The following is a 21,575-nucleotide window of genomic DNA, read 5'->3' on the forward strand; positions in this document are numbered from 1 at the left end:
CATAGGAGATTTTGTGATTACTCCTGGCAAGTTCGAGTGGGCAGATTTTTTAGAAGATGTCGACACGGCTCGACGAGAGCTTCGTTGCTCGATATCTAGTGCTTGGTATAGAGGACATCAAGATATTAATTGGCTTCTCTATCCGACTTTGATTAGGCATTTCGTATCATACCCTGAAAGTGTTGAAATAAAAAACAAAGATCGTGAAATCATTATTTATAAATTAACAAAATTAATAAATCCACATTCTCCCGCTTATTTAAATCTTACACTTAGGCAGATCAATCAGGCGGCAGATATCATTGCAGATTACGAGCGGCTAAAAATTGAAGCGAAGGCTTTGAAGCGTGATTGTGATAATATTAGTCGCATCCGTAGCGAAGCAGGCCAGGCCAGTCGCGACCAATCATATATTTCTTACCTTAAATACGACGAATTTTCAGCAATGTGTCAAAAGAATAACTTGTTATGTCGCCCCTTCAGCAACGACAAAATTTCTATTACGGAGGCCATCAAATCTATTAAGAAAGATGACATGGATAAGGCAGAAGATATAAATAGGAAAAAAATATTTCAACTCGATCTTTCTTTAAGTAAAAACATCAATAAAATAAAATCGATCGTATCAATTATTCCCGGAGAGAAAGAAGCTTTTATTGATTTTAATTTTCGTTGGAAGAGTGATTTAGGAAATTCATGGCAAGTTCTCGCTCGGATGCAGCACTATGGCGTTCTTACGCGGTTGCTTGATTGGTCGGAAAATCTTTCTGTTGGAATTTGGTTTGCGTTAGAAAAATATATTGATTTGTATAATAAATTAAAGGATAAATCAAAATCTTTGTCTGACCTAATGGAAGAAATGAATTTTAAGGCCGAATCTCTAGAAATCCCCTGCCTCTGGGTTATGAACCCGTATCGATTGGCGGAGGAATCAACTGGCCGGGATAGCATTATGGACCTTTCTCTAGAGAAAGATTTTGACTATTTTAAAATTTTTCATCAATCAAAATGGCCTTTCAAGAAGCCGGTTCCGATTTATTCTCCTTGGAGGGATGATCGTATAGCTTCACAAAGTGGGATGTTTACTGTTCATGGTGCAAATTTGACAGATTTATACTATCAAGTTGCGGAACGAAGAGAAACTAAATCAAGAGCTGTTATAAGAAAAGTCGAAATAAGCAAGTTCGCAGCGTGCTATGGAGCATTTTTCATATCGACAATGATTCCGTTCGATAAATTCAGCTTGTTTAGAGATATGGATAGTTTGGGGAAATCAATCAATAAAAGGTTTTTGTTGCCAAAAAATTATTAAAATATTGTTATTTAGACAATTTTTGTAACGATATGCACTTATAATTTATCATATTGCAAGCAATTCACTAGTGGCAGATGGTATATATTTCCATATTCTTGAAATATTATTTGATAAGTCGGCGCACACATTATAAATATTGCGTTATTTAAAAATTTTGCAGCATAGTATGGGATCTACAAACGCAAGTGAAAGATAATGAAGCAGAGCGAGAGGCGCTCTGTTCTGAACCATTCGCGGTTCTGAGTTCCTAGCTCCGCTGTGCTATAATGACGAAGAGGGTGTAAATACTGTTGACCAGCTCAAACAGGCTCTCAAGTGATCGGCGCCGGGTTGAACAACGTCAGGTCGTTGTATAGCCCCCAATGATCCGACCACGGCTTCTTGGCGCCGCTCGCCACGTCGAGGATCAGGCGAAACAGCTCCCAGCCGGTCTCCTCGATCGTCGCCTCGCCGGTGGCGATCTTGCCGGCGTCGAGGTCGATCAGGTCGGACCAGCGCTGCGAGAGTTCGGTGCGGGTCGCGACCTTGATCACCGGCGCCTCAGCCAGCCCATAGGGCGTGCCGCGGCCGGTCGAGAAGACCTGGAGGGTGATGCCGGAGGCAAGCTGCAGCGTGCCGCAGACGAAGTCGCTCGCCGGGGTCGCGGCGAAGATCAGGCCCTTCTGGCGCACCCGCTCGCCCGGGGCGAGCACGCCGCGGATCGCGCTGGTGCCGGATTTCGCCACCGAGCCCAGCGCCTTCTCGACGATGTTGTTGAGCCCGCCCTTCTTGTTGCCGGGGGAGGGATTGGCGCTGCGGTCGGCCCCGCCTTGGGCCAGGTAGTCGTCGTACCAGGCCATCTCGCGGATGAGCGCGCGGGCCACCGCCTCGGTCTCGGCCCGGGGGGTGAGGAGGTGGATCGCGTCGCGCACCTCGGTGACTTCCGAGAATAGTACCGTGGCGCCGGCCCGCACCAGGAGATCGGCGGCAAAGCCCAGGGCCGGGTTGGCGGTGACGCCCGAGAAGGCGTCGCTGCCGCCGCATTGCAGCCCGACCACGAGGTCGGCGGCGGGGCAGGTCTCGCGGGTGCGCCTGTTCAGGATCGCGAGGCGGGCTTCCGCCATCGCCATGATGCTGTCGAGCATCATCCCGAAGCCCTGGTGAGCCTCGTCCTGAAGCCGTACCACGCCGTCGCCTTGCCCGGCCGGCAGCAGCCGCTCGGAGACCAGCTTCTCGCAGCCGAGTCCGACCACTATCACCTCGCCGCCGAAATTCGGGTTCCGGGCCAGGCTCTGGAGGGTGCGGATCGGGATCACCGCCTGCGGCGCGTTGATGGCGACGCCGCAGCCATAGGCGTGGGTCAGCCCGATCACGTCGTCGACATTGGGAAAGCGCGGCAGCAGCTCCTGCTTGATCCGCCGGATCGCCACTTCGAGGGTGCCGGCGACGCATTGCACGCTGGTCGAGATCGCCAGGATGTTGCGGGTGCCGACCGAGCCGTCCGGATTGCGATAGCCCTCGAAGGTGTAGCCGTCGAGCGGCGGCAGGGGGGCCGGCACGCGGGTGGCGAGCGGCAATTGGTCGAGGGCGGGCGCGAGCGGCGTCTGCACCCGCGATTCCTCGACCCAGGACCCGCGGGGCAGGGACTGGAGGGCGGTGCCGATCACCTCGCCGTAGCGGCGGATCTCCCCGCCCTCCGGAATGTCCCGGAGCGCCACCTTGTGGCCCTGCGGCACGAATTCCCGCAAGGTGAGGCCGTCGGGAAAGGCCGTGCCGGCCGGCAGCCCGAAGGCATTGACCACGATGGCGACGTTGTCGGCCTCGTGGAGGCGGATCGTGCGCGGCGCATCGCCCCGCGGCGCAAGGGCGGCCTCCGGGGTGGCATGCCCCTCAGGCGTCCGCGGCTCGTCCGGCATCGGCTCCCTCCCGGTGTTGCCGGCGTCGGGTGCGCCGGTTCTTCGCGACGAAGGACGGTGCCGCCCGTCGAGGATGGCACCGCCCGGTTTCTGTCTTTTTAGTCCTACTCGGCCGCGAGCGCCTGCGCCCGATCGATGCGGGCGACGAGGGCGGCGAGGTCCGCCTGCTCGGCGGCGGTCAGGTCGGTGAGGGGGTGGCGCACCGGGCCGGAATCGCGCCCGACCACCCGCATGCCGGCCTTGATGATCGAGACGGCGTAGCCCTTGCGGCGGTTGCGGATCTCGATCAGCGGCAGGATGAAGTCGCGCAGGCCTTTCGCCACCGCCGCCCGGTCGCGCCGGCGCACCGCGGCGTAGAAGTCGAGCGCGAAGCCCGGCACGAAGTTGAACACCGCCGAGGAATAGGTGGTCACGCCCATCTCGAGATAGGGCAGGGCGAAGGTCTCGGCGGTGGGCAACCCGCCGACATAGGTCAGCCGGTCGCCGAGCCGCGAATAGATCCGGGTCATCAGCTCGATGTCGCCGATGCCGTCCTTGTAGCCGACGAGGTTCGGCAGCCGCTCGCAGAGCCGCGCCAGGGCGTCGGGGCCGATCACCGCGTTGTCGCGGTTGTAGACGATGACGCCGAGGCCGGTCGCGCGGCACACCGCCTCGATATGGGCCGAGAGGCCGTCCTGCTCGGAGCCGACGAGATAGGGCGGCAGCAGCAGGAGGCCGTCGGCACCGGCCTTCTCGGCCGCCTGCGCCATCTCGCAGGCGATGGCGGTGCCGTAGCCGGCCCCGGCCAGCACCGGCACCCGGCCGGCGGTCTCGGCCACCGCGACGCCGACGACGCGGGCGACCTCGGCCGGGGTGAGGGAGAAGAACTCGCCGGTGCCGCCGGCCGCGAACAGGCCGGCCACGTCGTAGCCGCACAGCCAGTCGAGGTTGCTGCGGTACTGCGCCTCGTCGAAGGCGAAATCGGCGGTGAAGGGGGTGACGGGGAAGGAGAGCAGGCCGGCGCCGAGGCGCTGGGCGACGTCGACGGGCGAGAGCGCGGTGGCCATCGGGGCGTGTTCCTCATGTCTAGGTCGGGGCTGTCCCCGCTCATCGCGAGGTCTATGCCCGCGCACCATGCCGCTCCAGCACCATGTCGGCATGGTTCAATCCAATTCCGGCATCGATCCGTCGAGCGTGCCGGCGAGCTCGGCCAGGATCAGGATCAGCGGGTTGTCGTTGCCGCGGCGCCAGACGAGGTAGAGTTCGACCGGCCGGCGCGGAGCGGGCACCAGGGGCCGGAGCGTCACGCCGGCGACCCGCAGCGAGGCCGCCGATTCCGGCACCAGGGCGAGGCCGAGGCCCGAGCGCACCAGCGACAGGATGGTGTGGATCTGCGCCAGGTGCTGCACCGTCCGGGGGCTCAGATCGGCCTCCGCGAAATAGTCGCCGACGAGGTCGTGGAAGTAGCGCGCCTCGTCCGGCGCGTAGGCGATCAGCGGCTCGGCGGCGATGTCCTGCGCCGTCACGCTCTCGCCCGCCGCCAGGGGGTGGTCGTCGGGGAGCGCCGCCACCAGGGTCTCGCGGGCGATGCGTAGCCTCCCGTCGGCCGCCGGTGGCAGGGGTGGGCGCATCAGGCCGAGATCGATGCCGTGCGCGCCCAGCGCCTCGGCCTGGGCGGCGCTGACCATCTCCTTCAACAGGATGTCGGCCTCCGGCAGGCGGGTGCGCGCCGCCCGCACCAGGTCGGGCAGGGTGCGGTAGGCGGCGGCCGCCGTGAAGCCCAGGGTGACGCTGCCGGCCTGGCCCGCCGCCACCCGCCGGGCGGTCGCCGCCGCCTCGTCCGACAGGCGCAGGATCCTTCGCGCCTCGGTGAGGAAGCGGCGCCCGGCCGGGGTCAGGCGCACGGCGCGGCTGGTGCGGTTGAGGAGCGCGACGTCGAGGACGCGCTCCAACACCTGGATCTGCCGGCTCACCGGCGGCTGGGTCAGGTGCAGCCGCTCGGCGGCGCGGCCGAAATGCAACTCCTCGGCCACCGCCACGAAGCAGCGCAACTGGCTCAGTTCGAACATCGAAGCCTCCGCGCCTCGGCTCCTGGCGCCTGACCCTGGGGGATGAAGGCCGGGTGCTTGCGCGTTCCACTCCTGTGGTCCCGGTTTTCCGCCGACGGCCCTCCGACACGAAGGCCGCCGATGACCTCGCCGCTCCACCTCGTCCGCCACGCCTTACCCTTTACCCGCTACCCGTACCGGGGCGAGGGGATGGCGTGCAATCTCTGCGGCGGCACCGAGACGCTCGTCGTGGCCGAGACCGACCGGCGGCTGAAGCGCCTGCGCTCCGTCGCCTGCACCGGCTGCGGGCTGATCCGCACCGACCCGATGCCGAACGCCGCCGAGCTCGACGCCTATTACGCTTCGGCCTACCGCGCCGCCTACCAGTTCGCCCTCGGCCGGCGCCCGCCGCGCCATCACTTGAATCGCTCCCGGCGCGAGGCGGTGTTCCGGGCGGACCTGCTGGCCCCCGCCTTACGGCCGGGCGCCCGGGTGCTGGATTTCGGCGCCGGATCGGGCGAGTTCCTGGCCGCCGCGCGGGGGCGGGGCTGCGATGCGACCGGGATCGAGCCCGGCCGCACCTATGGGGCTTACGCCCGCGCCGAGCACGGCGCGCGGGTGCTCGACCGGCTCGACGACCTCGCGCCCGGCGAGAGCTTCGACGTCGTCACGGTCCATCACGTGCTGGAGCACCTGCGCGACCCCGTCGACATCCTGGTCCGTCTGGCCGGCCGGCTCGCGCCGGGGGGCGTGCTCTACGCCGCGGTGCCCAACATGGCGGCGACGGGCAAGCCGCCGCACGAGCGTTTTCACTTCGCCCATGTCCACGGCTTCGTCCGCGAGACCCTCGACCGCGCCGCCCGCCGGGCCGGGCTGGTGCCGCACCCGGCCTATCGGCGCGAGGACACGACGGTGGTGTACCGGCAGGCCGACGCGTCGGACGGGCCGGACCTGCCGACGACCGGTCTTGCCGAGGATCTCGCCGCCGCCCTCGGGACGGTCCGGCCCGGCGCCTATGTCGCCTCGGGTGCCTGGCTCCGCCCGATGGTCCGCCGCAACGCAAAGGCGATCCGGGATACGTTTGCCGCGCGGTAGGGCCGATCCGGCGCGATGGAGCGCCGACAGGCGGCAGATTTCTGCTCCCTGACTGGTTCTCTCGAAGAAAGACTCGGCGCGGATTCTCCTCTCCCCGCGGGTGCAAGGCTATCCGGGGAAAGAGAAAAAGCGCGGGTTTCCCCTCTCCCCGCGGGCGGGGAGAGGGCCGATGACACCTTGTCGTGTCGTCGGCAAGCGGAGGCGGAGCCGGAGCGAGGGTGAGGGGGTGTTTCCGGGTGTGGCTCCTCTGGAAACACCCCCTCACCCTCGCGGCGAACCTGCGGTTCGCCGCTCCCTGAGCCCCTTCGGAGCTCAGGCCTCTCCCCGCCCGCGGGGAGAGGGGATGTCCTGCGCCGCGTCTTCCCCGATGCCGGCCCCGCACCCGCCCCCCGTCGTTGCGGATATGACACGGGCACTAACATCCACCGCGCAATCCGGGCTTCCACCTTCGCACGCCGATCGGACGTGATAGAAAAAATCGAACGATCTCAACAGGTTAGTTTCATTCTAAAGAACGGCGTCAGCCTGGGTGGCCCTGAGCCCCCGGGGCAGGCGAGCCGTTGCCCGAAGGTCACGCCATGCGTCCCCATCCCCGCGTCTCCACCTCCTCCCGCCGCCTCGTCGCCGCGCTCGTCGGCGGTGTCTCCCTGCTCGGCCTGGCCGCCGCGGCCCAGAATGCGGCGGCGCAGGAGGCGACGCCGCCCCGCCAGGGCGCCGCGGCCGGCGGCACGATCCAGCTCGAGCAGATCGACGTCGCAGGACGCGGTACGCCCGCCGGGGCTGCCGTCGCCGCGGCCCGCCCGAAGGAGGACCCGCGCGGCCCGATCGAGGGCTACGTCGCCAAGCGCACCCTGACCTCGACCAAGACCGACACCCCGCTGATCGAGACGCCGCAATCGATCACCGTGATCGGCCGCGAGCAGCTCGACGCCCTCAAGCCGCAGCAGCTCGGCGACGCGATCAGCTACTCGGCCGGCGTCTTCGGCAACGTCTTCGGGCCCGATCCGCGGGTCGACTTCTTCCTGATCCGCGGCTTCACGGCGAACGATACCGGCCTGTACCGGGACGGCCTGCAGCTCTTCAACTACGGCTTTGCCGCCTACAAGGTCGACACGTTCGGCCTCGAGCGGATCGACGTGCTGCGCGGGCCGGCCGCGGTCTTGTTCGGTCAGGGCGGCCCCGGCGGCCTCGTCAACATGATCAGCAAGAAGCCGCCGCTCGAGCCCCTGAACTATATCGAAACAGGCGGCGGCTCGTTCGGCCAGAAGTACCTCGCCTTCGATCTCGGCGGGCCGGCCGACAAGGACGGGAAGTGGTTCTATCGCCTGACCGGCATCGGCCGGCAGGGCGGCACGCAGATCGACGGGCTCGACGAGAACCGCGGCACCATCGCCCCGGCCTTCACCTACAAGCCGGACGGCGCCACCACCTTCACGCTGCTGTCGAGTTTCCAGTACGACGATACCGGCCGGCTCAACGCGTTCCTGCCCTATTACGGCACGGTGCGGCCGACCGTGCTCGGGCTGCGCATTCCGCGGCACGACAACGTCTCGGATCCGTTCAACAACACCTACCGGCGGACCCAGGCCAGCGTCGGCTACGAGTTCGAGCACGTCTTCGACGACACCTGGACCTTCCGGCAGAACCTGCGCTACGCCTTCAGCGAATCCCTCGACGATGCGTTCCTGGGCGGCCTGTTCGGCCTGAACGGGCTCGGCTACGCCGATGTGAACCAGACGGAGATCGCCCGCTATCGCTTCCGCGCCTCGTCGCGGGCGCGCCTGTTCAACGTCGACAACCAGGCGGTGGCCCGGTTCGACGACGGCCTGTTCAAGCATACCTTCCTGATGGGCCTCGACTACAAGAACTTCCAGCTCAACGACAACCAGGCCACCGGCGGCTTCGTCGGCCCGACGGTCGCGAACTTCAATATCATCACGCCGAATTACGGCAGCCCGAGCGTCCCGGTCGCGCCGTACCTCGTCAATTACGACGTGTTCCAGCAACTCGGCCTCTACTTCCAGGACCAAATCAAGCTCACGCCCGAGCTGACCCTGGTCGTGTCCGGCCGCGGCGACTTCACCTCGAACGAGGTCAACAACCGGCTCGCCAGCACGCAGACGCGGCAATCGGCCAATGCCTATACGCAGCGCTACGGGCTGATCTACAATTTCGATTTCGGCCTGGCGCCGTACATCAGCTACTCGACCTTCTTCAACCCGCAGGTCGGCACCAATTTCTACAGCCAGCCGTTCAAGCCGACCACCGGCGACCAGTACGAGGCCGGCGTCAAGTACGAGATCCCGGGCGCGAACGCCTTCCTGACGCTCGCCGCCTTCGACCTGGCGCTGGCCAACACCCTGACGGCGGACCCGACCAACGCCCTCAACCAGCTCCAGCTCGGCGAGACCCGCTCGCGCGGCTTCGAGGCGCAGCTGGTGGCCAACATCACCAAGGACTTCAACGTCGTCGCGTCGTTCACGAGCTACAACCTCGAAGTCACCAAGGGTGATGTCGGCGTGATCGGCCGGACGCCGACCAACACCCCCGAGACCCTGGCCTCGGTCTTCGCCGACTACACCATCCCGACCGGCGACTGGGCCGGCTTCGGCTTCGGTGCGGGCGTGCGCTATGTCGGCCGCTCGTTTGCCGACGTGAACAACACCCTGACGGTGCCGGAACGCGCCCTGTTCGACGCGGTGATCCATTACAGCCGCGACAACTGGCGCTTCGCCATCAACGCCGCCAACCTCGCCGACAAGCGCTTCGTCTCGTCCTGCCAGTCGGTCACCGCCTGCTTCTACGGCGAGCAGCGCCGCATCACCGCGAGCCTGAGCTACAAGTGGTGAGAGGAGGGGCGGGGCTTGGCTCCCCGCCCCTTCATCCCGGGATCATCCCGAGGACGTGGCGCGGAAAATCCGGCAGGGCGACCGCGCCGCGCTCGTAGACCTGGAACACCCGCAGGCTCCCGTCCCGCAAGGCGGCGAGGGGGACCTGGATCTCGAAGCCGGCGGTCAGCGCGTCGGCATCCTTCAGATGCGCTGCCACGTCCTGGCGGGCGAAGCTCTCGGCGATCATGAAGCGGCGCTGGCCCCGCTCGCCCCAGCGGGCGATCCAGGCGAGCGGCCGGCCGCGCCCGGGCGTGAAGCCCCAGCCCGAGACCGTGACGGGAGTACCGAGCAGCGCCGAGGCCTCGCCGAGCGTGACGGCGTCGAGGCTCGGGCGGCTGCGCACCCGCGTGATCCAGGCCCGGCGCAAGGCGGGCGGCGGCACCGCCGTGACCAGGCAGGGGCGGGCGGTGGGCGCGACGAAGAGCGTGGCGCCGGTTTCGTGCAGGTCCGCCCCGGCCTTGGGTAAGTCCGCCCCGGCCTTGGGTAAGTCCGCCCCGGCCTTGGGTGAGTCCGCCCCGGCCTTGGGTGAGTCCGCCCCGGCCTTGGGTGAGTCCGCCCCGGCCTCGTCGCCGATCAGGGCGCTGATGCGATAAGGTCCGGGCGGGATGTTGCGGATCTGCGCTTCGGTGCCGATCCGCTCCGTTCCGTTCTCGTCGTGCCACACGGCGCGGGTCCAGGCCGTGCCCGCCTCGCCCTCCAGGACCAGGAAGGCCGGTCCGCGCCGCGTCCCGGGCGGCAGCGCCACCGCGAGGCGGGTGAGGCCACCCTGGCGCGCCACCGGCACGCCCTCGATCACCTGCAACCCGTGGCCGGCGAATCGGGCGGGCGCCGCGCCCCTGCGGACCGCGCCCTCCGGCACCGGCAGGCCGGCCCGCCACGGCGTGACCGGCCCCGGCGCCGCCAGCTCGGGCGCGACGACGTGCGCGATCTCCTGGGCCACCGCGACATGGTCGGGAAAGACCTGGAGCAGGTCGATCGCGTAGCACCCCCCCGGCAGGTCCGCCATGCGCAGTTGCGCCGCGAAGCCGGCCTGCTCGGCCCGTCCGCTGCCGAACCGGCCGGCGAGCTCGGGGCGGCGCTCGGGGAGGGCTGTGACGAAGCGGGTAACGCTGCTCGAGCGCAGGCGCAGCCAGGTCCGGGCCGGCCGCCCGGCCTCCGGTCGCCAGATCCAGCCGCGCAGCGAAAGGCTGTCGCAGGCCGCGCAGGCGCCGATCCGGCCGGGCAGCCGCTGGCCGTCGACGACGAGATCGGCGATCTCCCAGGACAGGCCCGGCTCGTTCGGCGCCAGCACCCGCTCGGGACGTTCGGCGACCGCGGGCGGCAGGCCGTCGGTGATCGCGCTCGTCTCCTCCGTCCCGTCCCAGACGATCGCCGGATCGGTCCAGTCGGGATGGTTGAGGCGGTAGCCGAGTTCGAGGGCCGAGAGGGTGAACGGGGCCGCCGGCTCGTCCGGCGTGGCATGCGGCGCGGGGCGGGCCGCGATCAGGTCGCCGTAGAGCGCCGCCATCTGTGCGGCATGCCCGGCCACGCTCGGCAAGGTCTTCCGGGCGATTCCCGCGCGCAAGGTGGCGATGAGGCCTGGATCGTGGCTCAGCCGCCGCAGGGCCTGGCGCACGGCGCCCGATTCGCCGGGTTGGACCTTGAGTCCGTCGACGCCCTCCGTGACCCGCTCACCGGGCGCGCCGAGATCGGTGACGATCGGGATCAGGCCGGCCCGCCACGCCTCGGTCAGCGAGATCATGTAGGTCTCGGGCCAGAGCGAGAGATGGAGCGACACGTCGCAGTTGCTGAGCAGGGCGGGCACCTCCTCGCGGGTGTAGCCGCCGCGCAAGCGCAGCCGCTCGCCGGCCTGCGCCTCGAAGGCCGCGACGAGGTAGGTCTCGATGTAGCCGAACACCTCGAAGACGAAGCCCTCGCCCTCGGTGGTGCGCACGAGTTCGAGCAGGGTCCGGGCGCCCTTGTGATCGACGACGTTGCCGAGCACCGCGACACGCAACGGGCGGCGCGGCTCGGGCGCGCCCGTCTCGGCGGCGTCCGGGGACGGGAGGGCCGCCGGCTCCGCATCGACCATTTCGATCACCGCCACCCGGGCCCTCGCCTCGGGGTAGAAGGCCCGGACGTAGTCGGCGGTGGCGGGCGTGCTGGTCACGAAGGCGTCGACGCTGCCGAGCATCCGCGCCACGAACCCGTCACGCCGCGCCTTGGCGCCGGCGGGCCGCCCCTCGGTGGTGGCAAGGCAGCCGTCGCACTGCGCCTCGCCCCGGTTCACCACGTCGCAGAACCGGCCGTGCTGGTTCATCAGGGTGTAGCGGTGGCAGATCAGGAAGAAGTCGTGCAACTGGGCCACCACCGGCACGCCGTGGGCCCGGGCGATCGCCGGCAGGCTCAGGGGCAGGCCGAGCAGGTGGTGGACGTGGACGAGGTCGACCCGGCGCCCGACCAGGATGCGTTCGAACAGGGCCTCGATCTCCGGGCTGGCGAGCAGTGTCTCGGCCGGAGGGATCGGCAACGATTCCGATGTCTCGCCCTCGTCGAGGCGCAACACCCAGGAATCCTCCTCGAAGGAGGGATAGAGGAACAGGGGTTCGAACCCGTCGAGCGCCTCGGCCAGCTGTTCCTGGTAGAACTCCACCCCGCCGCCCTGGCGCCGCCCGGCCCGATTATGGGCGACGAAGAGGATTCGGGGTTTGGTGGCGGCGGGCACTGGCGCCGCCGGAACGGTCTCGTGCTCCATGACCGCCCGCACGATCACGTCGACCCGGTGATCGTAGAGGTGTTCCGCGAGGGTCCGCACCCGCGCCCGTTCGGCCATGGCGATGCGCTCCTGCGGATCGGCGAGCATCGCGGCGACCGCGGCGACGGCGTCGTCCTCCGAGCAGGCGCGGATTTCCCGGTCCGCCTCGTAATAGTCGAAGGTTTCGGGATCGGTGCCGACCACGAGCTGCGCCCCGCCGGCCAGCGCGACCTCGAACAGCCGCGGCGGCGGCGTCGTGCCCGACGGCGTCTCGCCGGCGCCCGCGGTGAAGACCCGCGGCAGTGTCAGCACCACCCGGCTGGCATTGGCGAACCGGGCGAAATCCTCGTTGCCGCAGCGCCAGTCGACGATGAGGTCGTCGCGCACCGGCACCGCTTGCGGCAGGTAGGCATTGGCCGGCAGCGCGATCTTCACCCTCAGGTCGCGCGGAAAGGCCGACACGATCCGATTGAGCGTCGCGACCCGGTTCGGCCAGGCCGTCCCGACGAACAGGAGATCGTAGCGGTACTCGGCATCGTCCGGCCGGACGGGGAGATCCTGGAACAGGGTCGTGGCCGCCAGCGGCAGGTGCCGGGCACCGGCGCGATAGCGCGGGAGCGAGCCGCGATCGTTGGTGAAGACGAGGTCGAAGCAGCCCGAGAGCCGGGCATTCGCGGCACCGAGGTAAGGGTCCTCGGTGGTCCAGAGCGCGCTGGTGCCGGCGAGCGCGCAGAGGCGGCGCAGCAGCGCGTGGTGGCGGCTCGCCCCCCCGAACGCGAGGACGAGATCGAACCGCTCAGCCTGCGCCAGCGGGACCGCGTCGGCATGGGTCGCCCGCACCACCCGGGCGACGGCAGGATGGCGCCGCAGGGCGTCGGCGACCGCGAGCGTGATATAGGCGTTGCTGGTCCGCGGCTCGGTGTCGAGCAGGAGCACCGAGAGAGGCTTGCGGGGCATGGGGTGTCCGGTCACGCGGCCATCACCGCCAGGATGGTCTCGGCCCGGTGGCGGTAGGTATGGGCGCCGAGCGCGCGGGCGCGGGCGCGCTCCGCCATCGCCGCGAAGGCGGCGGGCTCGCGGTGGGAGCGGGCGATGGCGTCGGCGATCTCCCGGACGTCGTCGAAGAGCAGGATCTCCCGGCCCTCCTCGAAATAATCCAGGATTTCGAGGCCGGCAGCGAAGCAGAGCTGCGGCGCCCCCGCCAGGGCCGCCTCGAAGACCCGCGGGCCCGGGGTCGAGGCCGGCAGCCGGAAGCGCCGGTTGGCGATGTCGAGGTCGCGGCCGACCGCCAGGGTGAGGCGCGAAGCGCTCGCCCGGTCGGCCATCGCGGCGGGCGCCAGGCGGATGTTCTCGGCGAAGGGCAGGGCGGCCGGCCACCCTGCGCCGCGCACCTCGACCCGGTACCCCGACAGGCTGCCTTGCGCCCTCTCCAAGAGCGCGATCCGGTTGGGAAAGGCGGCGCCGCAGAAGAACAGGTCGAGGGAGCGCTCCGGGATCGGCCGCACCGGGCGGTCATGGGTCCGGCGGCAGGCGGCCAGCGGCAGATGCGAGACGGAAGGATGCCGGTAATGGGGCAGGGCCCAGCGGTCGTTGGTGAAGATATGGTCGGCCAGAGCCTCGGCCTTGGGCGCGTAATCGAACTCGTAGGGGTCGTCGTGGAGCCAGAAGGCGAGGCGCCCCCCCACCTGACGGACGCCGCGCGACAGGGCGCGCAAGGGTGCCGCATCCACCGCGACGCTGCCCAGCGCCACGACGAGGCTCGGGTGAAACGCCGCGATGGCCTCGCCGGCGAGTTCCAGCGGGCTTGCCCGCACGGCGACCGCGCCGAGCACCTCTTCGAAGCCGTCCCGGAGGGCGTCGCGGATCGGCACGTTGTGGTTCACCGCGTCAGGGCTCGTGCTCACCACCAGGACCTTCGCGGAGGACGAGCCTTTCAGGAGCATGCGGACCGGTGCGGCGAGGGGGCGAATGGGGAAAGGATGGATCGGGAGATGCCGAACACGCAAAAGCCGCCGAGATCAAGGCCTCGCTCGGAACGGCCGCATGATACGGAATTCGGACGATCACGTCCGGATTCCGTGTCATCAGTCCGCGCGGCGCCTGAGCGAAGCCGCGTTCCGCATCGCGAAGCGATCAATCGGAAAGCGTATGATACGCTTTCCGGTTGATTAGGCCAGCTTGGGCTTTGGCTTTGCGGTTTTGGGCAGCCAGTGGAAGCTTGTGCGTGAGCTGATGAGGCCGGGCTGCTCGCTTAAGGTCGCGCACCGCTGCTCGACCACGCGTTCCAACTCATCCAGGTTGGCGATGTACCGATTGACCACCGGCTCATCGACCAGCGGCCACAACGTCTCGGCCGGCTGCAGTTCGGGCGTATAGGGCGGCAGGTAGACGAGCCGCACACCCTCGGGCACGCTTAGATTGGGCTGCGTGTGCCAGCCGGCATTGTCGAGCATCACCACCGCCCGGCAGCGCGTGCCGGCTCCGACCTCGCGCGCGAAGTCGGCCAAGAGTCGCTCGAAGAACGGCTTGGACAGGCCGTTGGAGAGGTACCACACCGTCTCGCCCATGGCCGGCGCCACGAAGGCGGTGACGTGCAGCCACTTGAAGCGATGCTGGCCCAGCGCCACCGGCCGCTCTCCCGCCGGCGCCCAGACCCGTCGCGTGACCGGCTTCAGGCCGAGGCGGTGCTCGTCCATCGCGTAGACGACGACCGGCAGGCGCGGCTCACGGGCCTCCTCCTCGTCGACGGCCTGCGCCAACTTTTTTTAAAAGCCTGCGCAGCCTCGGGCGTGGCCGCGCGCGGGTTGCGCGGGCGCGGCCGTTGCAGCGACCAGCCCAGCGCCTTGAGCGCCTCCCAGCCGCGCTGCACCGCCACCTGCTCGCGCCCCAGGTCCTGGGCCAGGACGTCCGCCACCGTGCGGCTCGTCCACACGCCCCCGTCCGGCGGCGGCTCGGCCAGGCGCTGACGCAATCGCTCGAGGACATCTGGCGTCAGGAGGCTGGCCGCGGCCCCGTTGTGGCGGCGCCGATCACCCAGCGCCTCGACCCCCTCAGCGTTGTAGCGCTCGCACAAACGGCGCACCCAGCGTTCGCTGAAGGCGGTCGCCGCGGCGGCTTCTGCGAAACTGTGGCCCTTGGCCAGAAGCCAGATCGCCTGGGTCTGGCGGGCGGTGCGCGCGTCACGGCAGGCCGTGAAGCGCTCCGCCAACTCCGACACGCTCAGGTGGGCTACCGGGCCAGCCATCGCCGCCTCCTTCGACAAACAGCATGACCGACCAATGCGCCAGCACACCCGTCAGTTCACAGCTAAGCTGATCGAATCATACGGAAATCGTATGAGAGGAGGAAAGGCCGCGGTTGCCCGAACGGTGCCGCCGCGCCATCTCTGCCGTATCCGAGGCCGATCCGGGCCGATCCCCTCCATTGACCGATGGCCCGTTGACCGCATGATGGCCCCTCCGCCGGCCCTGGATTACCGGAGCCTCTTCGACGCCTCGCCGCATCCCTGCCTGGTCCTCGACCCGCAGGGCCGCGTCATGGCGGTCAACCGGGCCTATCTCGCCGCGCGCATCGGGCGCAGCCCGGACGACCTCGTCGGGCGGCATTTGCAGGAGGTCTTGCAGGACGTCTCGCGGGACGCGACCCTCGGCGCGCCGGACCGGATCGCGTCGATCCGGTCGTCGATCGCGCGGGCCGTCGCGACCGGCCGGCCCGACACGGTCGCCGGTCCCACGGAGGAGCCCGGCTGGAGCGTCACTCATGTCCCGGTACACGACGCCTCCGGCGCGGTCACCGCCGTGCTCCATCACCCGGTCGTCATCCGGCCCCTCCCCATGGCGGCCCCGCCGCCCGGTCCGGACGCGGCGGCCGGCACGTCGACGAGGGGCGGAACAGGGAGCGGGATCGTGGGACAGGTCCCGTCCCAAGGGCCGCCCTTGTCCGAGGCCGCCCTGTCCCTGCACGAGGCGCACCGGCGCCGGGAGCAGATCTTCCAGCAGATGCCCGGTTTCGTCGCGGTCCTGCACGGGCCCGCCCACGTCTTCGAATACGTCAACGACGCCTATGTGACGATCGCCGGCGCGCGCGACTTCCTCGGCCGCACCGTACGGGAGGTCTTTCCGGAACTCGCTGGGCAGGGCTTCTACGAACTCCTCGACACGGTCTACCGCACCGCGCAGCCCTTCGCGGCCCGCGCCATGCCGATCCGCCTTTCCGGCGACACGGCGGAGCGCGCCATCGACCTACTGTACCAACCGCTGCGGGACGAATCCGGCGCGGTCACCGGCATCTTCGTGGGCGGCTACGACGTCACCGAGCAGGTCCGCTCGCAGGCGGCGCTCCGCGACAGCGAGGAGCGCTACCGCACCCTGCTCGACAGTATCGATGTGGGGTTCTGCATTCTTGAGATGAAGTTCGACGGCGAGGGAAGGGCGATCGATTACCGGATCGCCGAGGCCAACCCCGCCTTCGCCCGCCAGACCGGGGCCGACGTGGCGGGCCTGTGGGTGAGCGAGTTCGCCCCCGACCTCGAGCGGCACTGGTTCGACACCTACGGCCGCGTGGCCCTGACCGGCGAGCCGGTGCATTTCGAGAACCAGGCCGACGTGTTCGGGCGGTGGTTCGACGTGCGGGCGCTGCGGGTCGGCAACCCGGCGCTGGCGAAGGTCGCGGTCTTCTTCAGCGACATCTCCGAGCGCAAGCGCATGGAGGAGGCGCTCCGGGTCCTCAACGCCTCGCTGGAGGCACAGGTCGCCCAGCGCACTGCCGAGCGCGACCAGATCTGGCAGGCCTCCACCGATCTGTTCTGCATCGCCACCCCCGAGGGCCGTCTCCTCAGCCTCAACCCGGCCTGGACGGCGCTCCTCGGCTGGAGCGAGAGCGAACTCGTCGGCCGCTCGTTCCTCGATCTCGTCCATCCGGACGACCGGCCGCTCGCGGTCGCGACGGCCGAGGGCCTCGCCCGCGGCGAGGCGCAGGCCCATTTCGAGATCCGCACCCGGCACCGCGACGGCTCGCATCGCTGGCTGTCCTGGAACGCCGTGCCGCGGGACGGGCGCGTCTATGCCACGGTGCGCGACGTGACGGCGATCAAGGCGCAGGCCGCGGCCCTGGCCCAGGCCGAGGAGGCGCTGCGCCAGTCGCAGAAGATGGAGGCGGTGGGCCAGCTCACCGGGGGCGTCGCCCACGACTTCAACAACCTGCTCACCATCATCCGCTCCTCGGTCGACTTCCTGCGCCGGCCGGAACTGCCGGAGGCGCGCAAACGCCGCTACCTCGACGCGGTCTCCGACACGGTCGACCGCGCCGCCAAGCTCACCGGCCAGCTCCTCGCCTTCGCCCGCCGCCAGGCGCTCTCGCCGGCGGTGTTCGACGTCGGCGAGAAGGTGCGCGGCGTGGCGGACATGATCGACACGGTCACGGGCGCCCGGGTGCGGGTGGCGGTGTCGTTGCCGGACGAACCGTGCTTCGTGCGGGCCGATCTCAGCCAGTTCGAGACCGCGCTCATTAACATGGCGGTCAATGCCCGCGACGCGATGGAGGGCGAGGGCACGCTTACCTTGAGCCTGACCGGCGGCGTTCCGATGCCGCCGATCCGGGGCCATGCCGGCTCGCAGAACGCCTTCGCGGCGATCACGCTGACTGATACCGGGCCGGGCGTGCCGCCGGAGCTCCTCGGCCGCATCTTCGAGCCGTTCTTCACCACCAAGGAGGTGGGACGCGGCACGGGCCTGGGCCTCTCCCAGGTCTTCGGCTTCGCCAAGCAGTCGGGCGGCGACGTCGACGTGGCGAGCCGTCCCGGCGACGGCGCCACCTTCACCCTCTACCTGCCGGAGGCGCCGGAGGCGGCCTGCGACGACGATGGAACCGCCACCGATCCCTCGGCCTCGCCGATCGGCGCCGGCGAGAGCGTGCTGGTGGTCGAGGACAACATCGAGGTCGGCCGCTTCTGCACCCAGATCCTCCAGGATCTCGGCTACCGCACCACCTGGGCGACCAACGCCGAGGAGGCTCTCGACCGGATCGGCGCCGACGGGGCCGGGTTCGACGTGGTCTTCTCCGACGTGGTCATGCCCGGCATGGGCGGCCTCGCACTCGCTCACGAGTTGCGCCGACGCCTGCCGCGCCTACCGGTGGTGCTCGCCTCCGGCTACAGCAACGTCCTGGCCAAGGACGACGCCCACGGCTTCGAACTCGTGCACAAGCCGTACTCGGCCGAGCAGCTCGGTCACATCCTGCGGCGGGTCACTCGTCAGGGTGCGCGGCAGCGGGTGGGATAGAGGACCCTCCGGCGAAGCGGATTGTGGCTCGTCGGAGAAAATGATGTAGCGAGATCAAAGGTCCGGAGCAGCACCGTCGTTGCGGGGGCGAGGCAGGCCCAGCCTCACGCTTCCATTCCATAATGCTGCTTATGCGAATTGCGAGATAAGGAATGGGGATGCATCGCCCGAGCCCATGCGGCCTGCCCGCTACGCGCCGGCTTCGGCCACGGCATTCTCCAAATGGTCCGTCCTCGTGTTCGATTCTGTGCCGGCACCGCGGACCGTCCGCGTCGCTGCCCGCCATCACGAACATGGCCGGAAAAATATGAGAGCATCGCAGGCTCGTTCACACGACCCGCACGCTTCTCAACCGCGCGGAATCGCCGTCGATATGCCGCTGTCAGTTCGGCCGTGCTCTTCGGATCGCAGCCGTGTTGACAGGCGAGCCGGCTACCCTTAGACAGCCGCTCACCGACGGGGCGCCGAGCAAACGGCCTGCCTCGAAGGACTTCCCCAGAGACGGTGAAGCAAGGGCCAGGGAAACCCGGCTCGGCTTTCTGTTCTCCAGGGTACAAGGTCTGGCTCCCGGCCCGACCCGCTCTTTGACAAGTTCATACGAGAAAGAGAAGCGTGGACGGCGTCGTCCCTGCGGATCCTGCCTTCGGGTGGGATCATGAGTAGGATGATGCTGATCCGACGTTTCGGTGCTCACACGATCCGGTGGAAACGCCGATCGGTCGTGAGCCTCCGTTTTAGTTGTGATCAGCTATGATCAGCTCTTCAACTTGAGAGTTTGATCCTGGCTCAGAGCGAACGCTGGCGGCAGGCTTAACACATGCAAGTCGAGCGGGCCCTTCGGGGTCAGCGGCAGACGGGTGAGTAACGCGTGGGAACGTGCCCTTCGGTTCGGAATAACTCAGGGAAACTTGAGCTAATACCGGATACGCCCTTTTGGGGAAAGGTTTACTGCCGAAGGATCGGCCCGCGTCTGATTAGCTAGTTGGTGAGGTTACGGCTCACCAAGGCGACGATCAGTAGCTGGTCTGAGAGGATGATCAGCCACACTGGGACTGAGACACGGCCCAGACTCCTACGGGAGGCAGCAGTGGGGAATATTGGACAATGGGGGCAACCCTGATCCAGCCATGCCGCGTGAGTGATGACGGCCTTAGGGTTGTAAAGCTCTTTTCTCCGGGACGATAATGACGGTACCGGAGGAATAAGCCCCGGCTAACTTCGTGCCAGCAGCCGCGGTAATACGAAGGGGGCTAGCGTTGCTCGGAATCACTGGGCGTAAAGGGCGCGTAGGCGGCTGATTTAGTCGAGGGTGAAAGCCCGTGGCTCAACCACGGAATGGCCTTCGATACTGGTTGGCTTGAGACCGGAAGAGGACAGCGGAACTGCGAGTGTAGAGGTGAAATTCGTAGATATTCGCAAGAACACCAGTGGCGAAGGCGGCTGTCTGGTCCGGTTCTGACGCTGAGGCGCGAAAGCGTGGGGAGCAAACAGGATTAGATACCCTGGTAGTCCACGCTGTAAACGATGAATGCTAGCCGTTGGTCTGCATGCAGGTCAGTGGCGCCGCTAACGCATTAAGCATTCCGCCTGGGGAGTACGGTCGCAAGATTAAAACTCAAAGGAATTGACGGGGGCCCGCACAAGCGGTGGAGCATGTGGTTTAATTCGACGCAACGCGCAGAACCTTACCATCCCTTGACATGGCATGCGATGTGGAGAGATCCACAGTCCTCTTCGGAGGCGTGCACACAGGTGCTGCATGGCTGTCGTCAGCTCGTGTCGTGAGATGTTGGGTTAAGTCCCGCAACGAGCGCAACCCACGTCCCTAGTTGCCATCATTCGGTTGGGCACTCTGGGGAGACTGCCGGTGATAAGCCGCGAGGAAGGTGTGGATGACGTCAAGTCCTCATGGCCCTTACGGGATGGGCTACACACGTGCTACAATGGCGGTGACAATGGGCAGCGAAGGGGCGACCTGGAGCGAATCCCCAAAAGCCGTCTCAGTTCGGATTGCACTCTGCAACTCGGGTGCATGAAGGCGGAATCGCTAGTAATCGTGGATCAGCACGCCACGGTGAATACGTTCCCGGGCCTTGTACACACCGCCCGTCACACCATGGGAGTTGGTCTTACCCGACGGCGCTGCGCCAACCGCAAGGGGGCAGGCGACCACGGTAGGGTCAGCGACTGGGGTGAAGTCGTAACAAGGTAGCCGTAGGGGAACCTGCGGCTGGATCACCTCCTTTCTAAGGATGCTGTTTGTCAGGACGATCGGGTGACCGGTCCTCTCCTCGTACGGCGTCATTGGAATCAGGGCTCAGTCAGAGCCCATATGGCGGGACGCGCCGTCTTCGTTTCTCTTTCTCATCATCCGGACACGCTGGTGGAACCAGCGACGGGCCTGTAGCTCAGGTGGTTAGAGCGCACCCCTGATAAGGGTGAGGTCGGACGTTCGAGTCGTCCCAGGCCCACCAGGATCAGGAGATGACCTCTGCCAACGAGTAGCGCCCACGGGGCTGTAGCTCAGTTGGGAGAGCGCGTGCTTTGCAAGCATGAGGTCGTCGGTTCGATCCCGTCCAGCTCCACCACCCTCCCCTGCCGATCGGCAGTGAGGTCGAGGGTCGTCCGGATCAAAGAGCTTCGCACCATCGACGCATATCGCGGGTGGCTGCGGATATCTGACATCGTGAAGAGGGAATGTGCCCTGGCCGTTGCGAAAGCGGCCGGCCGGGGTGCGTTCGGCAAGCATAAGGCAGCGGGTTCGAAAGAACCTGCTGCCGGTCTTTATCGTGACCGTGGATGGTCGTGGTCGAAGCCAAAGGCTTTCGACCACACCGGACACCGATCATGAGAGCGATCAAGTGCCTTAAGAGCATCTGGTGGATGCCTTGGCGCTGAGAGGCGATGAAGGACGTGGTACGCTGCGATAAGCCTTGGGGAGCTGCGAACGAGCTTTGATCCGAGGATCTCCGAATGGGGAAACCCACCTTCAGCCACCGTATCGTAGGTCCAGGAGCGATCCTGGGTCTGCGCTACGATGGTTCGAGAAGGTATCAAATCCTGAATCCATAGGGGTTTGAAGCGAACCCGGGGAACTGAAACATCTCAGTACCTGGAGGAAAGGACATCAACGAGACTCCGTCAGTAGTGGCGAGCGAACGCGGACCAGGCCAGCGCCTGGCATGACGCTTACCGGAACGGCCTGGAATGGCCGGCAGGATGGGTGACAGCCCCGTACGGGACAAGCCAATGCCAGGACACGAGTAAGGCGGGACACGTGAAATCCTGTCTGAAGATGGGGGGACCACCCTCCAAGCCTAAGTACTCCTCAGCGACCGAT

General features: G+C 66.7%; 11 protein-coding genes, 2 tRNA genes and 2 rRNA genes (1 of these 15 cut by a window edge). 8 read left to right on the forward strand and 7 right to left on the reverse strand.

The genetic code is table 11. The features are described 5' to 3' along the window. The first annotated feature begins 13 nt into the window (after positions 1 to 13). Positions 14 to 1,312 (forward strand): FRG domain-containing protein, encoded by a 1,299-nt coding sequence (locus tag AC3AOF_RS13695; RefSeq protein ID WP_488348813.1) that lies wholly within the window; start codon positions 14 to 16, stop codon positions 1,310 to 1,312. 314 nt (positions 1,313 to 1,626) lie between these two features. On the opposite strand, the gene garD is transcribed toward AC3AOF_RS13695, so the two are convergent. The 3 genes from garD to AC3AOF_RS13710 all read right to left on the reverse strand — a co-directional run bounded on the left by garD (position 1,627) and on the right by AC3AOF_RS13710 (position 5,258). After that, the gene (gene garD / locus AC3AOF_RS13700; protein ID WP_488348814.1) at positions 1,627 to 3,210 is read right to left on the reverse strand and encodes a galactarate dehydratase; all 1,584 of its coding nucleotides are present in this window, start codon (positions 3,208 to 3,210) and stop codon (positions 1,627 to 1,629) included. A gap of 104 nt (positions 3,211 to 3,314) precedes the next feature. Continuing rightward, entirely contained in the window at positions 3,315 to 4,256 is a 942-nt protein-coding gene (kdgD, locus tag AC3AOF_RS13705) for a 5-dehydro-4-deoxyglucarate dehydratase (protein WP_488348815.1), read from the reverse strand. A gap of 96 nt (positions 4,257 to 4,352) precedes the next feature. After that, a complete protein-coding gene (locus tag AC3AOF_RS13710) occupies positions 4,353 to 5,258 on the reverse strand; it encodes a LysR family transcriptional regulator (protein WP_488348816.1) in 906 nt (301 codons plus the stop codon). 120 nt (positions 5,259 to 5,378) lie between these two features. Between AC3AOF_RS13710 and AC3AOF_RS13715 the strand changes: the two genes are divergently transcribed. Both AC3AOF_RS13715 and AC3AOF_RS13720 read left to right on the forward strand, forming a co-directional pair. Then, entirely contained in the window at positions 5,379 to 6,332 is a 954-nt protein-coding gene (locus AC3AOF_RS13715) for a methyltransferase domain-containing protein (protein ID WP_488348817.1), read from the forward strand. A 578-nt stretch (positions 6,333 to 6,910) separates the two neighbouring features. After that, the gene (locus AC3AOF_RS13720; RefSeq protein WP_488348818.1) at positions 6,911 to 9,181 is read left to right on the forward strand and encodes a TonB-dependent siderophore receptor; all 2,271 of its coding nucleotides are present in this window, start codon (positions 6,911 to 6,913) and stop codon (positions 9,179 to 9,181) included. Positions 9,182 to 9,212: 31 nt separating this feature from the next. Here AC3AOF_RS13720 and AC3AOF_RS13725 read toward each other — a convergent pair whose 3' ends face one another. The 4 genes from AC3AOF_RS13725 to AC3AOF_RS13740 all read right to left on the reverse strand — a co-directional run bounded on the left by AC3AOF_RS13725 (position 9,213) and on the right by AC3AOF_RS13740 (position 15,201). Next, positions 9,213 to 12,914, reverse strand: a complete 3,702-nt coding sequence (locus tag AC3AOF_RS13725) for a glycosyltransferase family protein (RefSeq protein WP_488348819.1) — start codon at positions 12,912 to 12,914, stop codon at positions 9,213 to 9,215. An 11-nt stretch (positions 12,915 to 12,925) separates the two neighbouring features. Continuing rightward, the gene (locus AC3AOF_RS13730; RefSeq protein ID WP_488348820.1) at positions 12,926 to 13,861 is read right to left on the reverse strand and encodes a CgeB family protein; all 936 of its coding nucleotides are present in this window, start codon (positions 13,859 to 13,861) and stop codon (positions 12,926 to 12,928) included. A gap of 264 nt (positions 13,862 to 14,125) precedes the next feature. Then, positions 14,126 to 14,716: an IS630 family transposase gene (locus AC3AOF_RS13735; RefSeq protein ID WP_236993125.1), complete on the reverse strand. Its 591-nt coding sequence runs from the start codon at positions 14,714 to 14,716 to the stop codon at positions 14,126 to 14,128. Beyond that, positions 14,629 to 15,201 carry a helix-turn-helix domain-containing protein gene (locus AC3AOF_RS13740; RefSeq protein ID WP_236990882.1) on the reverse strand — a complete coding sequence of 191 codons (573 nt, stop codon included), beginning with the start codon at positions 15,199 to 15,201 and terminating at the stop codon, positions 14,629 to 14,631. The genes AC3AOF_RS13735 and AC3AOF_RS13740 overlap by 88 nt, the downstream gene beginning before the upstream one ends. A gap of 202 nt (positions 15,202 to 15,403) precedes the next feature. Here AC3AOF_RS13740 and AC3AOF_RS13745 point away from each other — a divergent pair, with 202 nt between their 5' ends. From AC3AOF_RS13745 to AC3AOF_RS13765, 5 genes are all read left to right on the forward strand, one after another. Further along, on the forward strand, positions 15,404 to 18,235 hold the full coding sequence (locus AC3AOF_RS13745) for a PAS domain-containing protein (protein ID WP_488348821.1): 2,832 nt from the start codon (positions 15,404 to 15,406) through the stop codon (positions 18,233 to 18,235). A gap of 763 nt (positions 18,236 to 18,998) precedes the next feature. Then, positions 18,999 to 20,481 (forward strand): 16S ribosomal RNA (locus AC3AOF_RS13750). Between the two features lie 151 nt (positions 20,482 to 20,632). After that, positions 20,633 to 20,709, forward strand: a tRNA-Ile gene (locus tag AC3AOF_RS13755). 38 nt (positions 20,710 to 20,747) lie between these two features. Beyond that, positions 20,748 to 20,823 (forward strand) — tRNA-Ala (locus AC3AOF_RS13760). 267 nt (positions 20,824 to 21,090) lie between these two features. Next, a 23S ribosomal RNA gene (locus tag AC3AOF_RS13765) occupies positions 21,091 to 21,575 on the forward strand (it continues 2,332 nt past the right edge of the window). Together the 16S and 23S rRNA genes with 2 tRNA genes alongside form the textbook arrangement of a ribosomal RNA operon.

It is taken from the genome of Methylobacterium sp. 142-1Y (assembly GCF_057747795.1).

What these genes read in the sequence shown, in the direction of transcription:
- AC3AOF_RS13710 (WP_488348816.1), bottom strand. Translation starts at nt 5,258, where the DNA reads ATGTTCGAACTGAGCCAGTTGCGCTGCTTCGTGGCGGTGGCCGAGGAG.
- AC3AOF_RS13740 (WP_236990882.1), bottom strand. Translation starts at nt 15,201, where the DNA reads ATGGCTGGCCCGGTAGCCCACCTGAGCGTGTCGGAGTTGGCGGAGCGC.
- AC3AOF_RS13720 (WP_488348818.1), top strand. Translation starts at nt 6,911, where the DNA reads ATGCGTCCCCATCCCCGCGTCTCCACCTCCTCCCGCCGCCTCGTCGCC.
- AC3AOF_RS13725 (WP_488348819.1), bottom strand. Translation starts at nt 12,914, where the DNA reads ATGCCCCGCAAGCCTCTCTCGGTGCTCCTGCTCGACACCGAGCCGCGG.
- kdgD (WP_488348815.1), bottom strand. Translation starts at nt 4,256, where the DNA reads ATGGCCACCGCGCTCTCGCCCGTCGACGTCGCCCAGCGCCTCGGCGCC.
- garD (WP_488348814.1), bottom strand. Translation starts at nt 3,210, where the DNA reads ATGCCGGACGAGCCGCGGACGCCTGAGGGGCATGCCACCCCGGAGGCC.
- AC3AOF_RS13745 (WP_488348821.1), top strand. Translation starts at nt 15,404, where the DNA reads ATGATGGCCCCTCCGCCGGCCCTGGATTACCGGAGCCTCTTCGACGCC.
- AC3AOF_RS13715 (WP_488348817.1), top strand. Translation starts at nt 5,379, where the DNA reads ATGACCTCGCCGCTCCACCTCGTCCGCCACGCCTTACCCTTTACCCGC.